The sequence below is a fragment of the Psychroserpens sp. S379A genome (genome assembly GCF_049800755.1).
Classification (GTDB): Bacteria; Bacteroidota; Bacteroidia; order Flavobacteriales; family Flavobacteriaceae; genus Psychroserpens.
The window spans coordinates 186233-205940 of the sequence record NZ_JBNAFQ010000001.1 but is presented as its reverse complement, the minus strand read 5'-3'; the positions used below and the strand labels follow the sequence as shown (position 1 = coordinate 205940).

At 33.3% G+C, this 19708-nt stretch carries 25 protein-coding genes; 13 read left to right on the top strand and 12 right to left on the bottom strand.

The genetic code is table 11. The features are described from left to right. Nucleotides 1-14 precede the first annotated feature (14 nt). A complete protein-coding gene (locus ACP15M_RS00860) occupies nucleotides 15-560 on the bottom strand; it encodes a GNAT family N-acetyltransferase (protein WP_425075271.1) in 546 nt (181 codons plus the stop codon). 91 nt (nucleotides 561-651) lie between these two features. On the opposite strand from ACP15M_RS00860, the gene ACP15M_RS00855 reads away from it, so the two are divergent. The 8 genes from ACP15M_RS00855 (at nucleotide 652) to ACP15M_RS00820 (ending at nucleotide 7391) form a co-directional block, all read left to right on the top strand. Further along, entirely contained in the window at nucleotides 652-999 is a 348-nt protein-coding gene (locus ACP15M_RS00855; RefSeq protein WP_425075270.1) for a winged helix-turn-helix transcriptional regulator, read from the top strand. Between the two features lie 112 nt (nucleotides 1000-1111). Next, nucleotides 1112-2152, top strand: a complete 1041-nt coding sequence (locus tag ACP15M_RS00850) for an ArsO family NAD(P)H-dependent flavin-containing monooxygenase (protein WP_425075269.1) — start codon at nucleotides 1112-1114, stop codon at nucleotides 2150-2152. Nucleotides 2153-2317: 165 nt separating this feature from the next. Beyond that, nucleotides 2318-3151: a helix-turn-helix domain-containing protein gene (locus ACP15M_RS00845; protein ID WP_425075268.1), complete on the top strand. Its 834-nt coding sequence runs from the start codon at nucleotides 2318-2320 to the stop codon at nucleotides 3149-3151. A 94-nt stretch (nucleotides 3152-3245) separates the two neighbouring features. Then, nucleotides 3246-4265, top strand: coding sequence for an alpha/beta hydrolase family protein (locus tag ACP15M_RS00840; RefSeq protein WP_425075267.1), 1020 nt, complete (start codon nucleotides 3246-3248; stop codon nucleotides 4263-4265). Between the two features lie 246 nt (nucleotides 4266-4511). Next, on the top strand, nucleotides 4512-4826 hold the full coding sequence (locus tag ACP15M_RS00835; protein ID WP_425075266.1) for a putative quinol monooxygenase: 315 nt from the start codon (nucleotides 4512-4514) through the stop codon (nucleotides 4824-4826). 31 nt (nucleotides 4827-4857) lie between these two features. Continuing rightward, nucleotides 4858-5664, top strand: coding sequence for an SDR family oxidoreductase (locus ACP15M_RS00830; RefSeq protein ID WP_425075265.1), 807 nt, complete (start codon nucleotides 4858-4860; stop codon nucleotides 5662-5664). A gap of 26 nt (nucleotides 5665-5690) precedes the next feature. Then, nucleotides 5691-6446, top strand: coding sequence for an SDR family oxidoreductase (locus ACP15M_RS00825; protein ID WP_425075264.1), 756 nt, complete (start codon nucleotides 5691-5693; stop codon nucleotides 6444-6446). Between the two features lie 93 nt (nucleotides 6447-6539). After that, complete coding sequence (locus ACP15M_RS00820) at nucleotides 6540-7391, top strand: helix-turn-helix domain-containing protein (protein ID WP_425075263.1); 852 nt, start codon at nucleotides 6540-6542, stop codon at nucleotides 7389-7391. On the opposite strand, the gene ACP15M_RS00815 is transcribed toward ACP15M_RS00820, so the two are convergent. The 5 genes from ACP15M_RS00815 to ACP15M_RS00795 form a co-directional block, all read right to left on the bottom strand. Further along, on the bottom strand, nucleotides 7381-8145 hold the full coding sequence (locus tag ACP15M_RS00815; protein ID WP_425075262.1) for an MBL fold metallo-hydrolase: 765 nt from the start codon (nucleotides 8143-8145) through the stop codon (nucleotides 7381-7383). The genes ACP15M_RS00820 and ACP15M_RS00815 overlap by 11 nt on opposite strands. Before the next feature lie 58 nt (nucleotides 8146-8203). Then, nucleotides 8204-8782 carry a Crp/Fnr family transcriptional regulator gene (locus tag ACP15M_RS00810; RefSeq protein ID WP_425075261.1) on the bottom strand — a complete coding sequence of 193 codons (579 nt, stop codon included), beginning with the start codon at nucleotides 8780-8782 and terminating at the stop codon, nucleotides 8204-8206. A gap of 68 nt (nucleotides 8783-8850) precedes the next feature. Further along, entirely contained in the window at nucleotides 8851-10173 is a 1323-nt protein-coding gene (locus ACP15M_RS00805) for an aldehyde dehydrogenase family protein (RefSeq protein WP_425075260.1), read from the bottom strand. A 1-nt stretch (nucleotide 10174) separates the two neighbouring features. Next, the gene (locus ACP15M_RS00800; RefSeq protein WP_425075259.1) at nucleotides 10175-10933 is read right to left on the bottom strand and encodes a hypothetical protein; all 759 of its coding nucleotides are present in this window, start codon (nucleotides 10931-10933) and stop codon (nucleotides 10175-10177) included. Nucleotides 10934-10944: 11 nt separating this feature from the next. Next, on the bottom strand, nucleotides 10945-11472 hold the full coding sequence (locus ACP15M_RS00795) for a peroxiredoxin-like family protein (protein WP_425075258.1): 528 nt from the start codon (nucleotides 11470-11472) through the stop codon (nucleotides 10945-10947). A gap of 161 nt (nucleotides 11473-11633) precedes the next feature. Here ACP15M_RS00795 and ACP15M_RS00790 point away from each other — a divergent pair, with 161 nt between their 5' ends. Next, nucleotides 11634-12479, top strand: coding sequence for a LysR family transcriptional regulator (locus tag ACP15M_RS00790; protein WP_425075257.1), 846 nt, complete (start codon nucleotides 11634-11636; stop codon nucleotides 12477-12479). Here the strand turns inward: ACP15M_RS00790 and ACP15M_RS00785 are convergent, their stop codons facing one another. From ACP15M_RS00785 to ACP15M_RS00770, 4 genes are read right to left on the bottom strand one after another with little or no spacing between them, the layout of a single operon-like run. Next, entirely contained in the window at nucleotides 12480-13112 is a 633-nt protein-coding gene (locus ACP15M_RS00785) for a transglutaminase-like domain-containing protein (protein ID WP_425075256.1), read from the bottom strand. Between the two features lie 42 nt (nucleotides 13113-13154). Beyond that, nucleotides 13155-14234, bottom strand: coding sequence for a bestrophin family protein (locus tag ACP15M_RS00780; protein WP_425075255.1), 1080 nt, complete (start codon nucleotides 14232-14234; stop codon nucleotides 13155-13157). A 9-nt stretch (nucleotides 14235-14243) separates the two neighbouring features. Beyond that, nucleotides 14244-14891 (bottom strand): peroxiredoxin-like family protein, encoded by a 648-nt coding sequence (locus ACP15M_RS00775; RefSeq protein ID WP_425075254.1) that lies wholly within the window; start codon nucleotides 14889-14891, stop codon nucleotides 14244-14246. A 4-nt stretch (nucleotides 14892-14895) separates the two neighbouring features. Further along, the gene (locus ACP15M_RS00770; RefSeq protein ID WP_425075253.1) at nucleotides 14896-15489 is read right to left on the bottom strand and encodes an NAD(P)H-dependent oxidoreductase; all 594 of its coding nucleotides are present in this window, start codon (nucleotides 15487-15489) and stop codon (nucleotides 14896-14898) included. 104 nt (nucleotides 15490-15593) lie between these two features. On the opposite strand from ACP15M_RS00770, the gene ACP15M_RS00765 reads away from it, so the two are divergent. Beyond that, nucleotides 15594-15953: a winged helix-turn-helix transcriptional regulator gene (locus ACP15M_RS00765; protein ID WP_425075252.1), complete on the top strand. Its 360-nt coding sequence runs from the start codon at nucleotides 15594-15596 to the stop codon at nucleotides 15951-15953. Between the two features lie 27 nt (nucleotides 15954-15980). Here the strand turns inward: ACP15M_RS00765 and ACP15M_RS00760 are convergent, their stop codons facing one another. Further along, on the bottom strand, nucleotides 15981-16715 hold the full coding sequence (locus tag ACP15M_RS00760) for a hypothetical protein (RefSeq protein WP_425075251.1): 735 nt from the start codon (nucleotides 16713-16715) through the stop codon (nucleotides 15981-15983). Between the two features lie 54 nt (nucleotides 16716-16769). Beyond that, nucleotides 16770-17138, bottom strand: a complete 369-nt coding sequence (locus ACP15M_RS00755) for a winged helix-turn-helix transcriptional regulator (protein ID WP_425075250.1) — start codon at nucleotides 17136-17138, stop codon at nucleotides 16770-16772. A gap of 237 nt (nucleotides 17139-17375) precedes the next feature. Between ACP15M_RS00755 and nfsB the strand changes: the two genes are divergently transcribed. The 3 genes from nfsB (at nucleotide 17376) to ACP15M_RS00740 (ending at nucleotide 19703) form a co-directional block, all read left to right on the top strand. Then, a complete protein-coding gene (gene nfsB, locus ACP15M_RS00750; protein WP_425075249.1) occupies nucleotides 17376-18035 on the top strand; it encodes an oxygen-insensitive NAD(P)H nitroreductase in 660 nt (219 codons plus the stop codon). A gap of 21 nt (nucleotides 18036-18056) precedes the next feature. Beyond that, nucleotides 18057-18911 (top strand): DUF4437 domain-containing protein, encoded by an 855-nt coding sequence (locus ACP15M_RS00745; protein ID WP_425075248.1) that lies wholly within the window; start codon nucleotides 18057-18059, stop codon nucleotides 18909-18911. Between the two features lie 291 nt (nucleotides 18912-19202). Continuing rightward, nucleotides 19203-19703 carry a GbsR/MarR family transcriptional regulator gene (locus ACP15M_RS00740; protein ID WP_425075247.1) on the top strand — a complete coding sequence of 167 codons (501 nt, stop codon included), beginning with the start codon at nucleotides 19203-19205 and terminating at the stop codon, nucleotides 19701-19703. The last annotated feature ends 5 nt before the right edge of the window (nucleotides 19704-19708 follow it).

Below are 19708 nucleotides of genomic sequence, written 5' to 3'. Positions count from 1 at the left end.
CTTTATTTTACATGTTATTTTGATTCATTTTTCATTTTATGAAATAGGGTTTTACTCATTTCATACCTATTTACTTTTTGACTAAAGTTAATTGGTCCAGGAATGGTTTCGTAGGTTTTAATAAATTCAAAACCTAATTTTCTTAAAGTTTTATTGGGTGCAATATTTTCAGAAAAAGGTTCGCATATCAATTTTTCTAATTGAAAATTTTCAAAATAATAAGGAATAGTCATTTTTAGAAATTGTAATCCCATTCCGCTTTTTCTAGTACTATTTTGCCATAAATGAAGATGCATTGTAGCCGATTCACCAAAAGCAATATGGTTGATGTTTGAATGCCCTATGGCTTCACCATCTAGCAACCAAATTACATAATAATAGCCTTTGGTTTCAAATGTTTTTTTATATTCAGATTGTAGGTTTTTAATCCAATTTGTTCTGCTTGGTAATTTACTTTTATCGGCACCCATCCCTTTCAAAAAGTCAATACTAGAATTATGAAAATAGTCTACAATACTTTCAATATCCGATGGCTTTAATGCTCTTACTTCAATATTCATTTTAAAAACGTTTTATGAATACAAAATTAACATGAAACACAATACATCTTACAAATTCGTATATTTGTTAGTAACTAACATCCATGTAAGTATGCCTGATTTTTTAAAAAATAGTAAACGTTATTACACACCAGTTGAGTACGTTTTTGACCATATTGGCGGATTGTATAAAATGCCTATTCTATGGCGATTAAAAGATAAATCCTGGCGTTTTTCTGAATTAAAAAAAAGTATTGATAGAGCATCAGACCGTATGCTAAGCAAGGCTTTAAAAGAATTAATTTCTAGTGGTTTTGCTACTAAAGAAGTTATCCCTGAAGTGCCTGTAAAAACCATCTACAGTATTACCGAAAAAGGACAACGCGCTATTCCTATCATTATCACTTTACGCGATTACGGCTTTGAGTTGATGAAAGAAGATGGTATTAAAGATACGTAATGAAACCGTTAAATCTTTCCTATTTTAAAACTAAGCAAAGCTACACTCTCAATCCTGAAACTTATTTTTGTTTAGTAGAAACGTTTTAGAGACAACCTTATAATTTACATACATGAAATTATACGACACTTTAATAATTGGAGGTGGACAAGCAGGACTTTCAGTTGCCTATTTTTTTAGACGCCATAACATCGATTATCTTATTTTAGACGCCAATGAAAAACCAGGTGGCTCTTGGTTACATACTTGGGATAGCCTAAAATTGTTTTCGCCAACCACCTACAGCTCGCTCTCTGGATGGCAAATGCCACAAAGTGAAAAGGACTATCCAACCAAAGATGAGTTTATTTCATATTTAGAGCAATACGAAACCCGATATGATTTTCCTGTACAGCGCAACACAAATGTTATTTCGGTAAGTAAAGAACATGATGTTTTTAAGCTTACCACCAATCAAGGTGAGTTTTATAGCAAGACTTTGGTAAGCGCCACAGGAACAGCACAACAACCTTACATACCAAAATATCCAAATCAGCATCTTTTTAAAGGCTTACAGTTACATTCTTTAAACTACCAAAATGCGAATGCGATTGTAGGCAAAAGGGTCTTAATTATTGGTGGCGGAAATTCTGGAGCACAAATATTAGCCGAAGTTTCTAAAGTAGCACACACGCAATGGGTAACCCTAGAACCACCTAATTTTTTACCAGATGATATTGATGGTCGTTACCTCTTTAATGAGGCAACACAAACCTATTTAGGCAAACCACAAGAAACCTCTTCTGGCATAAAAGCCTCATTAAGTAATATTGTAATGGTAGAAAGTGTTAAGGAAGCCAGAGCCAGAGCTGTGTTGCACGCTAAACGTCCATTTACAGCATTTTACGAACAAGGGGTGCTTTGGAACGACAATACTAAAGAACCTTTTGATGCCGTAATTTGGTGTACAGGTTTTAAAGCCAATTTAAAACATCTTGAACCCTTAAATCTTATAGAAAATAACCGTATTGAAACCCAACATACACGCGCTGTAAAAGAACCAAAACTATGGTTAGTAGGTTATGGCAGTTGGACCGGATTTGCTTCAGCAACCATTTATGGTGTTGGTAAAACAGCCCGACAAACGGTTAAGGAAATTATAGAAACACTGTAATAATTATATCGTTAAAGTTTGAGGTTTAAAAGACTTCAAAAAAAACTAAAGAGATTTATTGAAACAATAACAGTCTTGGTCGTTCTAAAAATAAAAACGCAGTATGCTGAGTTTTAACTTCGTTCTTATTTTATTAATTTCGTAAACTCTTGTGTAATTTTTGTTATGATGGCTTCAGAACTTAAAGATATTAGTGCGTTTAATGCATACGTTAATGCCAAACCTCCAAAACACCAATGGATAGATCTTGGGGCATATTCTAAAGACTTTTTGTTGGCATCTCAACCGGTTCGTCCTAATTTTTATCGTATTTCTATTAAGTATGGTTTAGAAAACGAAAAAACCAAAGGATTTATGTATTTCTCAAGTCCCAATCAGCCTATTGAATGGGAAACCGAAACACCATGGACAGGATTTTATATTCAAATGACCGAAGACCTCATTAGCAATCATCAGCACTTAAACCATACGTTTTTAACCTACGGTTTGCACGAACCTTTATACTTAGAAAAAGAAGAAGAAACCATTGTTACCGAACTGTTTAAAGGTGCTATAAAAGAATATGAAAAAGCACACTTTTCGTTAAACATCATCACTGCGTATTGTAATTTGTTGTTTGCGCATATTGCAACGTTTTACGACCGTCAGTTTGGTGAAGATAAAGAGAAACACAATGTGTTGGTTCAAAATTTCTTCAATCTTTTAAACACTTACTACAATCAAACTAAAGACGCTATCACACAACCTTCGGTATCTTATTTTGCACAACAGTTAAATGTTACCCCTAATTATTTAAGCGATTTAATAAAGTTTCATACAGGTCAACCTGTTTTAGATCATATTCATACCACTATTATTGACACTGCAAAAAAGCAGTTGCAAACTACCAATGCAACTATTGCCGAAATAGCCTACAGTCTTGGGTTTGAATATCCTAACTATTTTTCGCGCTTATTTAGAAAACTAACTGGTGTATCGCCATCCGAATTTCGTAAATAAGTAATTTGTATCCACATTGCCCTAATTTGTTTTCATAAAAATGGTCTTTTAATGAAGATATTTGCCGTATTAGTCTCATTTAAAACATATTATAATGGCATTTACAAAAACTTTAGATTACACATTAAACAATACCTTAAACGGAAGAATGGGCGAAGATGCCTATAATCGCGCTTTAGAACAACAGCAAAATATTACAGAAGAACAATATGGCACCATAAAATATTTGGCCGAATTTGCGGTGCGCCCAATGTTTAGAACACCTGTACACAAAACACCAGCAGATCATGGCATGGAACATTGGGAAGATGTCTTTTTTCCGTCTAGCGATGGTACACCGTTAGAAGGCTGGTATATTCCTTCGGTTAAAGGAGAATCGGATAAATTAATTATTATCAATCACCCAATGCCAATGAGTCGTTCTGGATTTACAGGACATTTAGGCGAGCCGTTTTCTGGTGTAGATACGCTTGAAATTGACTTTGTAGCACATATGAAGCATTTATCTAACGCTGGGTACAATATTTTGGCTTACGATTTAAGAAACCACGGAAACAGTGGTGCAGCCAATGGTGGTATTTGCGGTATTGGACGTTACGAATGGCGCGATGTTGTTGGCGCACAAGAGTATGTAAACAAACATCCAAAACTAAGTAAAATGACCGTTGGTCTTTACAACCGTTGTACAGGTGGTAATGCAGCTTATGAAGCTATGTACAGACGACCAGAATTGTTTGAAGATGTAAAATGTTTCTTTGGACCATTAACGGTGTCTATGACGGCTTTAATGACTTCTTTTGCAGGTTTAATGGGATTAGATGCATATATGGATTTAATGGATTTAGAACAAATAAAGTTAGGCGGGTTTACCAATGCCGAAATGCGTCCGCAAAACTATGCCCAAGCTGTAAAAATGCCTTACTTTATGGCGCAAGTATTAGATGACGACTGGACTAATAACCCAACAGACGCTCAAGAGATTTTTGACAATATTAGCGCTGAAGACAAAGAATTATTCTGGATTGAAAATACCAACAGACGATTTGATGGTTACAATTACTTTGGTTTATACCCAGAAAAAATGATTGCGTTTTTTGATAAGTATATGAAGTAAAAACTTTTAAAGATTAATAGCTATAATTCCGTTTTAAGGATTTCTATACATTTGAAATCCTTAAACGGAATTTCTATTTATAAAGAATTTAAGTCTTCAGATTGTTAACAAAACAGACTAAAAACTCTTAAAATAGTCTTAATCCGTAATTTGTTTCATCTTTTCCTTTTTTTGTTTTAGTCCTACCGTACCTTCTTCATGTAATTTTGTACCAACAAATTAAACTAAGTAAAACCAAAATTTAAGATGCAAAAAGAAGTTTTTATTGTTGGCGAAATGACATGTACAGAAGACGCAATTTCTAATGTAGAAGACATTTTAAAAGAACTAAGAGCACAAACTCGAAACGAAAAAGGATGCATTTATTATCAATTTTTTAAGGCTGAAAACAAAACAGGTGTGTTTGCAACTATAGAACATTGGGACAGTGTAGCAGCAGAAGCAGCACATTGGGAAACACCTCATCTTAAAGAAGCAGGCAAAAAACTTCAGCCTTATTTAATTAGCGAAATGCAAATCTCTAGATATAATAGAACTACTGGCGAATCTGGTTGCCAATAAAACCAAAACACCATTAATAATACATTACAACATGAGTAAAACAATTTTAATTACAGGCGCAGGTTCAGGGATAGGAATGTTAACTGCTTTAGGGCTTGCAAAAAACGGCCATAAAGTAATTGCTACAGTTCAAGACTGGCCTCAAGTTACTTTTTTAAAAACGCAAGCACAAAATGCTGGTGTAGAACTAATCGTTGAGAAATTAGAATACACCAAAGATGCAGATCATGATACCATTATTAGGAAATATGCAGAAAAGGTAGATACCGTTGTGCTTAATGCCGCAACTGGCGAAACTGGTCCTGCTGCAGAAATCCCAATAGAACGCTACAAATGGGTTTTTGAAATTAATGTATTTAGAACTGTAGAACTAGCTCAAAAATTTGCAAAAGTCTTTTCAAAAAGAGGATTTGGTAAAATAATGGTAACTTCGTCTACAGCAGGCTTACAAACTTATCCGTTTTTAGCGCCTTACAGTGCATCTAAGCATGCAATTGAAGCTATTTTTCAACTCATGCATCAAGAGCTTGCACCTTTGGGTGTGCAAGTAGCACTTATAAACCCAGGCCCTTTTAATACCGGATTTAACGATCGTATGTTTGATACGGTAGACCAATGGTTTGAAACCGATAAAAATTTCACACCAGAAAAAGGAATAAGAGACATGCAAGGTATGTTTGCCGACCCTGATTTTCAATTAGACCCAAAAATAATGGCAGATGCAATGGTAGACATTATACCTAAAGACACTCACAAATTTAGAAATGTTTGTCCTGCAGAATTTGAAAAAGAGGTTAAAGACTATCAGGATAATTTATGGAACTTAACAACAAAATAAATAATAAATCTTAAACACAAATAAAAATGAATTTAGAAAACAATATTAAAGGAAAAGTAGTAGTCATTACAGGTGCAAGTAGCGGATTAGGTGAAGCAACAGCACGACACTTAGCTAGTAAAGGTGCTAACGTAGTTTTAGGTGCACGTCGTGAAGCGCATTTAGAAAAAATATCTAACGAAATTAATGCAGAAGGCAACGGAAAAGCTGCTTACATAGCTACAGACGTTACTAAAAAAGAAGACGTTAAAGCTTTAGTAGATAAGGCAGTGAATGACTTCGGTAAAATTGACGTTATGGTAAACAACGCTGGTTTAATGTCTATTGCACCAATGAGCGAAACAAAAGTGGACGAATGGGACCGAATGATCGATATTAATATTAAAGGTGTACTATATGGTGTTGCTGCAGCATTACCAGAGTTTCAAAAACAAGAATCAGGACACTTTATTAACTTATCGTCTGTAGCTGGTGTAAAAGTATTTAGCCCAGGCGGAACCGTATATAGCGGAACAAAATTTGCTGTACGTGCCATTTCAGAAGGTTTACGTCACGAAGTTGGTGGAAAAATAAGAACCACGTCTATTGAGCCTGGTGCTATAGATTCTGAATTAAAACACGGTAGTTCTCACAAAGAAAGTTTTGAATCTATCGATGATTTTTATAACAATCTTGCAATCCCTTCAGATTCTATTGCCAGAACCATTGCGTTTGCTATAGAGCAGCCTGCAGATGTAGATGTTAACGAAATCGTTATTCGTCCTACAGCACAAGATTTTTAATCTTCAATATTTTATTGTAATTTAAAACTTCTTTAACTAGAGGCTGTAAAATGAGTCGTAATTTTGCAGCCTCTATTTTATATTCATCATACTATGCATCACTTTAAAACAATTCAAGATTTTAATTCATTTATGGGATACGCTTCGCCTAAAAAAGATCTTATAGACGTTGTAAAGCATGAAGAACATAAAAATCTGCGTTTAAAATGCGATGGTATGCATAGCGATTTTTATTTAATGGCTTATAAGCGACATATGACCGATTTGCATTGGTTTGGTAATACCGAATACGACGATGATTCTGGTTTTTTATACATGATAAAACCCAACCAAATTTACAGCTGGGACACCGACAAACCTTGGGAAGGCTACCATATTATAGTATCGCCTGTTTTGTTGCAAGAATATAATATGGATTTCAACTTTTTTCAATATGAAATTAAAGAAGCGCTATTTTTAACCAACGACGAGCAACAACATATTGAAACCCTTTACGAGCAAATTATAATAGAATATAAAAAAGATCATTACGAGCTAGACTTACTAATGGCTTACAGTAATTTAATTTTTACCTATATTGGCAAATGCTACAAACGTCAATTTGAAACACGCCAACCACTTTACAACAAGGTTGTTGTAGAATTTAAAAAAGCATTATCTAGTTATTATACAGATGTAAAAAACACCATGCCTTCGGTAAATTATTTTGCTGAAAAACTAAACCTTTCTAACAATTATTTTGGCGATTTAATTAAACATCATACAGGTAAAACAGCTTCAGAAATTATTCAAGATAAAATCATAAACGAAGCTAAATTAAGACTTCAAAACTCAGACAAAACCATTGCCGAAATTGGTTACGATTTAGGCTTTGATTATCCTACCTATTTTTCAAGATTGTTTAAAAAACAAACAGGTGTAACACCAACACAGTTTAGAAAGTAAGCGTTTCGCCATCTTCAGGAATAAACACTTTTTCTAAAAGCCCTAATTCTGTAATCTTAGTTTTTAAGGTACTTCGCTTTGTTGGACAGTGGTTAACAGCTTCCATATGGTTGGCGATGACTTTACCTGGTGCGTTTTTAGCAAACTTTAAAATATCATCCATAGTCATTAATAAAGGTTTAAAAATATCAAACTGTGCCGATCCTGCTGCAACAACACTAATCTCTGGTTTATAGTCTCTAAATACTTTATCTACTGCATCTGTATAAATAGTATCACTACTTAAATAAATTGATGGCTGATGAGGTAATTGTATAAAAAATCCCATAACGTTACCTGCTGGTTTGGCTACAAAACCATAACCATGTTGTGCCGGAATTCCTTCTAAGCTACCACCTAAAAACTCAGATTTAGTCCAATATTCTATAGTTTTTACAATGTTTAAACCTTTCTTAGTAAATGTTTTTTCATCTTTTACACTACAAAACACAGGGATATTCTTCGCTTTTAAGAAATCTTCTGCAGGTTTATCAATATGATCTGGATGGTTGTGTGTTATAACACAATGCGTAATTTTATCTAAAAAGGTTTTGCTAATTTCTGGTAATTCTACGATAGGATTTTTAACAGGTTTAAACCTAAAAAATGTAAATGGTGGCAAAGATCCTTTTGGACCTAACATAGGATCTATTAAAATAAAATGATTATTGGCTTCAATAACCATTGTGGCATTTCTAAAGTGATGAATTTTCATAATGCTTACATGTTTTTGCAAAGGTTATAAACGTGTTACACTTAAGCATTGATTCAAATCAAGAAATACGTTTTCGAATGCGACTTAGGGTTTCTGGTGTAACATTTAGGTAAGACGCAATGTGGTATTGTGGAATATTGTCTAGCCAGTTGGGTCTGTAAATAATAAGTTCTTTATATAGTTCGTCTGGTGTTTTGGTAATACGATTATATTCAAAAAGTTCTTTTTGTTTCAATAATCGCTGAAACGAAATTTCTATAAACGATTTTCCACATTCGTACTTATCTAACAACTCTCTAAAGGCATTTTTTTCAACAGCTAATAGTTCTACTTCTGTTATGCATTCTTGGTTTTTGTTAGTTGCCGTATCATTGATAAACGAACTTAAATCTGTAATAAATTGAGGTTCGGCATAAAAATTAATGTTGGTCTCTTTGTCTGGTGTAGCATAATACTCTCGTACTACACCAGAATTGAGAAACCTTAAATAATTTTCGGTGGTATTTGCTACAAGAAGCCTCTCCCCTTTTGCTATTTTTTCAACTTTAAATAAACCGAATAGTTCGTTTAATCCGTTTTGGTTTAAAGGGTATTCGGTTTTAAAAAAGGCTTGTATTTTAGTAAACGATTTCGACATATTTCTTTTAACACTAAAATGACAAGTTACAGTTATTTTATAAAAAAATATGTTGAAATTTTAAGATTTTAATTTACAACTTTCAGCTGCGTAAATTGGCGATGTCCATCTATAGACCCATGAAAACCAAAACCGCTTTGCTTAGCGCCAACCCAAGGACTAGCTCCTGCTGGCTTGTTAATACCAATCATGCCAGCCTCTAATTGTAACGCCACAGCTTCTACATTAGATTTACCATATACCGAAGCACCTAAGCCATAAACACTGTTATTGGCACGTGCAATAACTTTATTTATATCAGTAAACCCTGAAATACTTACTACAGGACCAAAAGTTTCTTCTGTTTCCATGATGGCGGTTTGTGGGACATCTGTTAATACGGTAGGTTTAATAAAATGTTCAGGATGTTCTGTACCTCCTAAAAGAACTTTAGCGCCTTGGTTTATCGCATCTTGAATATGCGCAATAATATTAGTACGTTGCTTTTTATTAATTATAGGAAACACATTTGTATTAGGGTCATTCCATGTACCAATTTGATATTGTGAGGCAAAATTTACGACCTCCTGTTCAAATTTTGCTTTAATACTGTCGTGTACATAAATACGCTCTACTGCAGTACACATTTGTCCGGAATTTTCTAAGCTAGCAGCTACCGCATACCTTGCAGCATGATTAACATTGGCATCTGGCAACACAATCATTGGATCGTTACCACCTAATTCCATAACCAGACGTTTTACTTCAGAAGCAGCACGTCTCATAATATCTTTTCCGGCAGCTTGAGAACCGGTAAACGCTATCATTTGTACATCAGCCTCGACCAATGCTTGTCCTACTTCTTTACGACCATGAATGATTTGCAATACATTTTCCGGAAGTACTTCATTTAGTAATTCTATATAACGTTGCGCAATAAGTGGCGTTTCTTCAGAAGGTTTTAAAACCACAGTATTTCCTGCCACTAATGCAGGAATCATTAAATTATTAAACATGGCAAGTGGATAATTCCACGGTGAAATAACACCAACCACACCTAATGGTGCATAATACACTGTGCTACCAGCATTTTTAACTGGCTGAATGGCTTTTTTCACCTCTAAAGCGGTGTATGATGTGCTACTAACAACACCGTTAACCTCGCCAGAGGATCGACGAAAATCTTTTCCCATTTCTTTACTTAACAACTCTGCAAGTACTTCGGCATGTGGTGCAGCATGGTTTGTTGCTTTTTCTAAATAGGATATGCGTTCATCTACAGATAAATTTTTCCAATGCTTTTGCGCGTTATGCGCATTGCTAACTATAGTTTTAATTTGTGCTATTGGTGTTACAGGTACCTCTCCTTCTAATTGTCCTGTTGCCGGATTGTAAGATTGAATCATTTCCATACTAACCAAATAAAATATCTGTTCTTATAATGTATTTAGTACCTCTTGTAATTGCTTCACTAGAATGCAAACAGTGTAATGGATGTGTGCCATGCGGAAAACACAATACACTACCTTTTGGTGTTCTTACATTTACAAGCTGAATATCGCTTTCGGTTTTTGCAGGTGCAGAAGGGTTAGATTTACTAACCATAAATTGTGTTGCACCACCTTCAAAATCATCACTTAATAGGATTAAGAATGTGTATTGACTGTAAAGACCAGGATAAGCATTTGTGATTAATTTGTCGTCAATTACTCTGCTACCAGGCCAAGCACCGTCCGTGTGAGGTTTAAAGAAATCGCCCTCTTTATATTTGTAAAAACGAAATCTGGCATTAATCCCTTTTGCAGTTTGTCCTTGCCATTCTTCGGTAACTAAATGTTGAGAACGCTCCCAGATGGTTTTATCTATAACTTCACTTACTACCCAATTGAAGTTTTCGTTGTGACGGACTTCGTGAGGTAATGATACTGGTGAATCTTCATCATAACCTAAATTCTCAGATACATCAATCAGTTTTTGAGTTTCCTCATCTGTTAAAACGTTAAGTAGCTGAAATGCGCCAGGAACTTCTGGTACTTCTACACGTTTTACCTTAGAAGTGTCAAAACTTTTAGTAAATACATCTTCTTTTGTTAAATTATCTGTCCATGTAGGTAATGCTGGCGCATGAAAACCAGGCTCATATGTCACTACATTAAATTTATTATTTGTCATAATTATTTGTGTTATTTGACTTCGCCTCTTGCTGGATAACCGCTATTTTTTAAAAAATCCATTAAAGGCACGAAGCTTTGTAAAAATGGTCTACCCCAAGGATTAGAGCTAATATTGGCATAGTATATTTCGTTATCTGGTTTTACTAAAAAAAGTCCTGGCTCACTAAACAAAGGTGTTTCTGAAGCAGAAATAGACTCACTTAAATATAAACCCCATTTTGCAGCAGATTGTGCATCTAAACCATAACCTAGTGTAACATTATCTATGTTCCAATCCATTTTACTTTTTCTTGCGCGCACTTCAGGATCCATACTAACAGCAATAATATCTACGCCTTTAGTATTAAGATCTGAAACAATCTCATTTAATTTTTCTAAGTATTTTTTACATAAAGGACAATGTAACCCTCTGTAAAATACCACCATTGTAAAAAACTCTGGTTTTTGGTTTTTTAAAGACCATTGCTCACCATTTAGCAGGCTAACGTTTAAATCTGGTGCCTGTGTTTTAGGAATTGCTTTTTGTTGTGTATTCATAATGTTAAGATTTAACTCGAAATTAATTGATAATAAAAAATGCTCTCTTTTTCAATTATATTACAAAGTAACAGCACTAACATGTATCTTCAAAACAGATTTTTTAGATTACATATATCGATTTTATAGATTTATTATTAATTTTGAAAAAAAATAATATAGTGAATCTTCAATTTATACGTTATTTTATTACCCTTGCTGAAGACAAGAATTTTACAAAAGCGGCAGAGAAAAACTTTGTAGTACAGTCCACCTTTTCTTCGGGTATAAAAAAATTAGAACAAGAATTAGACTGCAAACTGTTTTACAGAGACAAGCGTAATGTTGCACTTACCAAAGAAGGTGAAGACTTATTACCAAAAGCCAAAGAATTGTTACGCCTTTGGAATGCTATTGAGGTATCGTTTAAAGATAAAGGGACTAAACCTTTAAAGGTAGGATTGTTAGATACCATACATCATACAGATGCTGTTGTACCTGTACTCAAGAAGTTTAAGGAACTTTATCAATCCTATCATTTTGAATTATTTGAAGACCAGCAAAGTCCGCTTTTTGACCGTTTAAAAAAGGAAGAATTAGATATTATTTTTATACAAGATGCGCCTATTGATGAGACCTTATGCTCTAAACGTTTTGTATATGAAGAAAAGCTTGATGTTATGCTATCTAAAACTCACGAGTTGCACACTAAAAAGCAACTGCGATTAGATGAATTAGACAATATTCCGTTTATAGAGCATGGTAACTGTGTACTAAACAAAGAAGTCTCTAATGCTTTTGATAAAAACCAGGTTAATTTAAATGTTGTTTTTAAAGCCAATCATAGCGATATGCTTACCTCATTAGTGGCTTCAAATTTAGGTGTATCCTTAATGGCAAAACCGAAATCGCATTCTGATGCGGTAGTATACATACCACTTGCAGGTCACGAGTTTAAACGCAACATTGTAGCGGTATGGAAAAAAGACAACACCTCTAAGGTCTTAAAAGCGTTTTTAAGTGTGTAATTATATAGTGATATGATCTTCGCCTTTAAATTTCTCATAAAGACTAGGATAATTTGATTTAAATGTGTCCCTTATAAAATCTAATGGCACATCTTCAAAATGACCATAATCTTCAATGTAGGTCATAAATTTATGGTCGTCTTTATTGTATTCTTGCAACACTGCATCTTCGGTACCATTAAAATCTAAAACATCTACATTGTAAATAGCACACAATTCTTTATTAAACGCAGGTGAACATTTAACCCATTTGCCATTATAAAATACATCTACCAAACCATGAGGTGCCAGCTCGTTAGTGCCAATCACTTTTTCTAAGCGCTCAGTAGCAATATGGTTAGATACTTTAGCTAAATGTAATCTTGCAGGAATATTAAAGGCGCGTAAACAAGCAATGTATAAAATGGCTTTATCAATGCAATGTCCATCTGGTTTTTTTGCAATATTACTGGCTTTAAAATGTGCTTTCGTTAAACCAATATTAAAAGGTAGATACCGCCAACCATCTCTAACTTTTAGATACAATTGTTCTATAATATCTTGTTGAGAGCTTAAATGCTCGACGTCTTTTATAATGTCTTTAATGACAGGACTGTCGTAATCGAAATAATAGGTTTTTTCGGTGTAATTCATAAGGAACAACGTAAACTATTTAAAGATAATAAATTATTAAAATTACATTTGAATGTGTTTTTGTTCAGGGATAGGTTCTGGTATTAAGGTTGGGTCATCATTAATCATTTGGCGCATATCAATTTCAATTCCTCTAGCCATAGTTGTAATTGGTACATCGTTGGCAATGCCTTCAAACGGATTTTCAGAAACTTCACCAATACGTTCCATGGTATGAAAAATCCAAGAGACAATAACACTAAATGGTATGGCTAACCAAACAAATGCTTTACCAACCATATTCATTAACGATCCGTTGGTAGTGTCTTTCATGATTTCTAATCCAATTTCATCAAAAACATTAATTAAACCTAATGGTAAACAAAGAATAAAAATCCAAACAAAAAACAGGTTTAAAGTAGCAAATTGTCTAGGATATGGGAAGTTTTTAATACGTTCTAATTTTCCTTGAAGCGTAAATAATTCTACAATTTGATTTTCAATTTCTAAAAACGAAAATTCCCAAATTAATCCTTCTTCTTTTAATCGTTTTATATGATTAGACTGTAATTTTAGGCATGCAGCTTGCTTGTTGGTTTTGCTTAAAACGTAATGTTTTTCTTCTTCAGAGAGATAACCGTCTAACTCTTCGCTTAAGGTATATTTGCGCTCTTTAATTTCAACATCACTCATATACTCAATATCTGAAGAAGTTACATGAGACATTTCCCAAGGTTTAGGTGCACGTAAGGCATGGCGCAAAGCGGTCATCCAAGCCACGTGACGCAATACAAGTTCTTTTCTAATATCAAAAAGCGCTTTTTCAGAGTGTTGCTTTGGGCTGTGCTCATTAGTTATAAAATCATTAAACATTAGGGTTAACGAGCGCGAGGTGTTAACAATGCCACCCCAAACTTGTCTGGCTTCCCACAACCTTCCGTAAGATGCATTATTTTTAAAACTAATAATAAATGCCAATGCACTACCAACTAATGCTATTGGCAGCCAAGGTAAATGAATAAATTTCCAATCGAATACCACGTATAGTATGGTTGGAATAGCAGCAATAGCTATGAACTTGTAGATGCTTCTACGTGTCCAATACACCATTAATCTTACGGAATAATTTCTTTTTGTGTACATATAAAATGATTAGATAGCCTTTAACGTTTCTACCAAAACATCTGGATTTGGTCTTTTTGTGTAATCTACTGAAAATTCGGCATATTTAATAATACCATCAGTACCAATTATAAAACGAGCAGGTACAGGTAAGGTCCAAGATTCGTCACCATTAAAGTCTGGTAATTTTATGCCAAAGCTATCTCTGTAAAGCGATTTTAACGGATCTACCATTTCCCAACGTAGTCCAAATTTGCTAGCAACAGTATTTTCGGTATCGCTTAATAAATCAAAATTTAGGCGTTGTTGTTCTATAATTTGTTTGTTAAATTTTGGTGTCTGTGGCGAAATACTAAGCATACTAGCATTAAGCTCGTTTAATTGCTCTGTGTAGCGTTTTAGGTTGCCTAAATCGGTATTACAATAAGGACACCAAACACCTCTATAAAAGGTAATTACTAATGGCCCGTTTTTTAATAAAGTTTTAGACGACACAAGTTCACCGTTTTGATTTTGTAACTCAAATTCTGCTGCTGCATCTCCGGCTTTTAAAATGTGGTTTTCAATACCAGAATCTTCTAAAGTCTTGGTAGCATCATGCATTATTTTTACCACTTCTGGTGGCATACTGCCTTCTATTTTTGCTTTTAATCGGTCTAAACTGTCTTGTAGCGTCATAAGATTATAGTTTTTGAATTAGTTCTTCATTAATATGTTTTTCAAATCTTGCAAAGTCATTTTCAATATCTGGATTTTTCATCACATCGTAAGCAAAAAATGTTTGTAAAGGTTCTAAACCAAACCATTTAAAGTTAAGGTGCATTGGCAATAACAAGTCGTCTTCACTTTTACCAGCAAAAAAAGCTTCGTCAGGATTATTAAAGGCTTCTTTAGGCGCATTTGCAGTTACAGACATCATGTATTTTCCGTTTAACAAACCACCTAAACCATAATTCTTTTTTGGCGCTTCAGAAGTACGACCATCACCTTGCGATAGTTTTCCCATCATACCTGCAGTAAATACATCATCCATATATTTTTTGAACGACCATGTAATGCCCATCCAATTTAAAGGCGTTTGTAAAAACACCACATCTGCCCAAAGGAATTTTTCTACTTCCTCATCTACATTATAGTCATTTTGAGTTACGGTAGTCTTTATGTTTAAATTAGCTTCTTTTAATTGAGCTGATAGCTTTTCAACAAAAGATTGGTTTAATTTTCCTTCTGCAAAGGGATAATATTGATGACCATTAATGATTAAAATGTTTTTCATTTTTATTTTTTATTAAATTAGTATTGCAAAGAAACTAATAATAGTTTATTTTTGAAACTATAAATAAACAAACCACAAAATTAGTGGTTACAAAATGGTAACTAATGGGAAGAAAGGTAATTGATAACCCAAATGTATGTTCTTTAGTTCACGCTATGAACGTCATTGGAAATAAGTGGAAACCGATTTTAATTTACTTATTAGCAAATGGCAGTTTGCGCTTTGGTAAGCTGTTAGTGTTTACGCCTACGATATCAAAAAAAGTATTGACCCAACAATTAAGAGAGCTTGAAGAAGATGGCATCATCATTAGAAAAAAGTATGCCGAAATACCACCACGAGTAGAATATTCTTTATCTGAAAAAGGTGAAGCTTTACTGCCAATTCTTAAAAGTTTAAGCCAATGGACTCAAGACAGTTTTAAGGACATTGAATTTGAAACTTGTAGAATTGTGACCATATAAAGGCACAACCAAATTTTTCTTACAAGCTTAAATATATTTTTCTCTAATATCTTCTTTATTCAAACTATTTGTTTTTAATAAAAATCTTGAAAGTAAGTATAATGCTAATGAGTGACATGTAATTATTAGTGTTGTAAAAGTGGTGTTGTAATAGAGAAATTCATTAATAATACTTAACAAAATTTGAAATAAACAAAAGAGACCAGAAGCTAGTAACATAGTCCCTGTTTTGTAATAATTACTTAAGTAAATTTTTCCGACTTGAAATAAAAACAATAAAATACTGAACTCACATAAGATGGTGAAATATACTTGAATGCCATACACTTTTTCTAGAATAAGATGAAATACCGAAAAAAGCAAATAAACAACTAATGCTGTACTTAAAAAAACTGAAAAATTAATTGATGATCTAATTTTGCCAAACCTCAAATAGTTCTTCAAAACCAAAGAAGTCAATAATAAGAAGATGATATTTAATATGGTAATCCAAAGCAAATAAGTTTTAAAATCTGAAAACACTAAAATCTCAGAAACAAAGATGCTTAATAAAGCTAGAGTGAATAGAATGTTGATTTTCCTTCTTTTTATCTGAATATACTTACCTATGATACATAATGTGGCTGGTGGTATTGTAAAAATCAAATTTTTCATTTCGGTTACCATGCTAATAACCACAGAGCTAATTAACAGCGTAAAAAAAAGCAAGTCAAAAATATTTAACTTGCTGATTATTAAATTTATTTTTCTTAAAACTGTCATTAATATTTTTTAACTCTACTTAATTATTCAAATGTAGTATTAAAATTAATACAATCATTCTACAATCTCACCACGTTCTTCTGCAACTGTTGTTCCCCAAGCAGCAATAGTCAATAACACAGGTCTTACAGTTTCTCCAAAAGGGGTTAACTCATACTCAACCTTTAAAGGCGGTTTTTTTGTATACACCTTTCTAGCAATTAAGCCATCTTTCTCAAGCTGTTTTAATTGAAGACTTAAAGTACGTTCGGTAATAGTAGAAATCAGTTTGTATAATTCGTTATAACGTTTCTTTCCATTTAATAGGTAAATAAGGATCACACTTTTCCATTTACCTCCTATCAATTCCATAGCTATACTCGTTGAACAAGAAAACTCTTTATCGTTGTACTTGATTAGTCGTTTTTTATACTCAATTTCCATGATTCATAAAATATTTACGCAAAACTATTATACTATCATTAATAAAACAACTATACTTTTTATAGTAAATTTAACATAACGTGAAACCCCTTGATATAACAAGGATTTTTACGATTTATAAAAAGCAAAAGTATACTATCATTTTTAACCGTTATTGCGCAAAACATAAACTACCAATACTTTTGTCACTATACTTTTGATAGTAATATTAATAATCAACTTAAGAAAAACATACAAATGAATTTAAAAGACACCTTAAACTGGAGATACACAACCAAAGAATTTGATCCAACAAAAAAAATATCTAAAGAAGATATGGATCAAGTTAAAAGTCTCTTAAGAATGAGTGCTTCAAGTGTTAATTTACAACCTTGGCATTTTATCATTGCTGAAACTAAAGAAGGTAAAGCACGTATAGCAAAAGGTACACAAGGCTTTTTTCATTTTAACGAACCTAAAGTAACTAATGCCTCAGCTGTTGTTCTTTTTTGCGCTAAAACAGATGCAGATGAAGATTATTACAAACATATTGCAGATGTAGATGATAACAACGGACGATTTCCTAATGAAGACATAAAAAATGGCTATATAGGTGCTGTTAAAACGTTTGCAGATATTCATAAATACGATTTAAAAGATTTAAATCATTGGATGGAAAAGCAAGTATATCTTAATATAGGAAGCTTTTTGTTAGGTGTAGCAAGTTTAGGTATTGATGCCACACCAATGGAAGGTATTGATGTAAAGGCTTTAGATGAAGAATTCGGGTTCAGAGAAAAAGGGTTTACAGCCTTAGTTGCCGTTTCTATAGGCTATAGAGCAGAATCTGACTTTAACTCTACAGATAAAACACCAAAATCTCGATTACCAGAAAGCGAAATTTTTACTGAAATATAATTAGTATTTAAATTTTACCTAATGAAGCAGCATATTTTAACAGCATTAATTTTACTAACAAGTGTTTTTGTAAATGCTCAAACACCAACTACAGATCCTGCAAAATCTAAAAACGAAGTTGTTACTGCAGATAACGTAGAATGGGGTTGGCTCAATCCCTTACGAGGCGATAAAAGTCCAGCTGCAGGAAAACTTTGGGGAGATCGAACAGACACGTTAGCTTCAGGGTTTTTAGTCAAGTTTAAAAAAGGCTTCGCTTCACCTCCACATATTCACAATGTAACTTATCGTGGAGTTGTGATTAAAGGTTTATTACATAATGATGATGACCAAGCTGAAAAACAATGGTTACCTCCTGGATCTTTTTGGATACAACCAGCTGGTGAAGCACATATAACAGCTGCAAATGCTGAAGAGAATTTAGCTTATATTGAAATTCAAGAAGGTCCATACTTAGTAAAACCTACAAACGAAGCTTTTGATAATGGTGAACGACCTGTAAATGTAGATGAAAATAATTTAGTTTGGCTTAACGCTACCGATATTTCATGGCTCACAAATGAAAGTGCAATAGAAACTGCATTTTTATGGGGAACACATCATGAGAATAAATTGCGTGCATCACTAATAAAATTACCTAAAGGGTTTGAAGGTTATATTAAAAATTTAAGTTCAAATTTTAGAGCTGTTGTTATCAAAGGAACTTTAGCACACCAAATTAATGGCAACAAGTTTATTAGCCTTTTAGAGAAAGGAAGCTACTTTGGAGCAAAAAAAGATGCGTTACATAACATAATGGTAAAGGATGATGATGAAGCTATTTTGTACGTACGTAGTAATGGAAATTTTGAAATAGATACTATTAGAAAGCATTGATAAAAATAGTTTTAAGTTAAGTTGGTTGATTAGTAGTAGGAAAAGCCGCCAAATATGAAAATATTAGTGTGGCTTTTCTTTTTTTTGCTTGTAATAATTAAAAAGCTAATCTACTTAAATGCTTAAAACAACATCTTTAAATAACTACTTCTTAGCATAATCACAAAAATTATAAGCTTTAAATACACACTTAACAATACCTTATAATTTCTTAACACAACATTAACTTCGTTTAGTTCGGTTAGTTCCGAACTTACTGTATATTTGTATCATAATTTTTAGAATACCATTATGACTAAAGAAATATGTAGCAAAAAAATGGCACTGGTTGAAAAACTAGGTGTGCATTTAGAAGATCGCGAAAACCTTGCACCAGTTGCTGCGCGTATCATGGCTTACGTGATTTTAACAGGAAAAAGGGGAACAACTTTTGAAGAAATGGTTACGGTACTTCAAGCAAGTAAAAGCACAATTTCTACGCATTTAAACCACTTACAAGATTTAAAAAAAATAGAGTATTTCACTAAAACAGGTGACAGAAAAAAATATTTCATCATTAATAAGGATTCTGTTTTACATCATATTAATGGAATGATTAAAGAATGGGAAGAAGTTGCAACGCTTCATAAAGAGATAAAAGCATACAAAGAAGCCATTAATGAACATATTACAGATGATGAAGAAAAGTTCGATTTAACCTTTCACAATGATTATCTAAAATTTGTTAAAGACGCTTCGGCTTCAATAGAACATTTAAAAGAAAACCTAATCAAAAATAAATTCAACATATAATAACC

Coding starts and splice junctions, on each gene's coding strand:
- ACP15M_RS00860 (WP_425075271.1), bottom strand. CDS start 560: ATGAATATTGAAGTAAGAGCATTAAAGCCATCGGATATTGAAAGTATT.
- ACP15M_RS00855 (WP_425075270.1), top strand. CDS start 652: ATGCCTGATTTTTTAAAAAATAGTAAACGTTATTACACACCAGTTGAG.
- ACP15M_RS00850 (WP_425075269.1), top strand. CDS start 1,112: ATGAAATTATACGACACTTTAATAATTGGAGGTGGACAAGCAGGACTT.
- ACP15M_RS00845 (WP_425075268.1), top strand. CDS start 2,318: ATGATGGCTTCAGAACTTAAAGATATTAGTGCGTTTAATGCATACGTT.
- ACP15M_RS00840 (WP_425075267.1), top strand. CDS start 3,246: ATGGCATTTACAAAAACTTTAGATTACACATTAAACAATACCTTAAAC.
- ACP15M_RS00835 (WP_425075266.1), top strand. CDS start 4,512: ATGCAAAAAGAAGTTTTTATTGTTGGCGAAATGACATGTACAGAAGAC.
- ACP15M_RS00830 (WP_425075265.1), top strand. CDS start 4,858: ATGAGTAAAACAATTTTAATTACAGGCGCAGGTTCAGGGATAGGAATG.
- ACP15M_RS00825 (WP_425075264.1), top strand. CDS start 5,691: ATGAATTTAGAAAACAATATTAAAGGAAAAGTAGTAGTCATTACAGGT.
- ACP15M_RS00820 (WP_425075263.1), top strand. CDS start 6,540: ATGCATCACTTTAAAACAATTCAAGATTTTAATTCATTTATGGGATAC.
- ACP15M_RS00815 (WP_425075262.1), bottom strand. CDS start 8,145: ATGAAAATTCATCACTTTAGAAATGCCACAATGGTTATTGAAGCCAAT.
- ACP15M_RS00810 (WP_425075261.1), bottom strand. CDS start 8,782: ATGTCGAAATCGTTTACTAAAATACAAGCCTTTTTTAAAACCGAATAC.
- ACP15M_RS00805 (WP_425075260.1), bottom strand. CDS start 10,173: ATGGAAATGATTCAATCTTACAATCCGGCAACAGGACAATTAGAAGGA.
- ACP15M_RS00800 (WP_425075259.1), bottom strand. CDS start 10,933: ATGACAAATAATAAATTTAATGTAGTGACATATGAGCCTGGTTTTCAT.
- ACP15M_RS00795 (WP_425075258.1), bottom strand. CDS start 11,472: ATGAATACACAACAAAAAGCAATTCCTAAAACACAGGCACCAGATTTA.
- ACP15M_RS00785 (WP_425075256.1), bottom strand. CDS start 13,112: ATGAATTACACCGAAAAAACCTATTATTTCGATTACGACAGTCCTGTC.
- ACP15M_RS00780 (WP_425075255.1), bottom strand. CDS start 14,234: ATGTACACAAAAAGAAATTATTCCGTAAGATTAATGGTGTATTGGACA.
- ACP15M_RS00775 (WP_425075254.1), bottom strand. CDS start 14,891: ATGACGCTACAAGACAGTTTAGACCGATTAAAAGCAAAAATAGAAGGC.
- ACP15M_RS00770 (WP_425075253.1), bottom strand. CDS start 15,489: ATGAAAAACATTTTAATCATTAATGGTCATCAATATTATCCCTTTGCA.
- ACP15M_RS00765 (WP_425075252.1), top strand. CDS start 15,594: ATGGGAAGAAAGGTAATTGATAACCCAAATGTATGTTCTTTAGTTCAC.
- ACP15M_RS00760 (WP_425075251.1), bottom strand. CDS start 16,715: ATGACAGTTTTAAGAAAAATAAATTTAATAATCAGCAAGTTAAATATT.
- ACP15M_RS00755 (WP_425075250.1), bottom strand. CDS start 17,138: ATGGAAATTGAGTATAAAAAACGACTAATCAAGTACAACGATAAAGAG.
- nfsB (WP_425075249.1), top strand. CDS start 17,376: ATGAATTTAAAAGACACCTTAAACTGGAGATACACAACCAAAGAATTT.
- ACP15M_RS00745 (WP_425075248.1), top strand. CDS start 18,057: ATGAAGCAGCATATTTTAACAGCATTAATTTTACTAACAAGTGTTTTT.
- ACP15M_RS00740 (WP_425075247.1), top strand. CDS start 19,203: ATGACTAAAGAAATATGTAGCAAAAAAATGGCACTGGTTGAAAAACTA.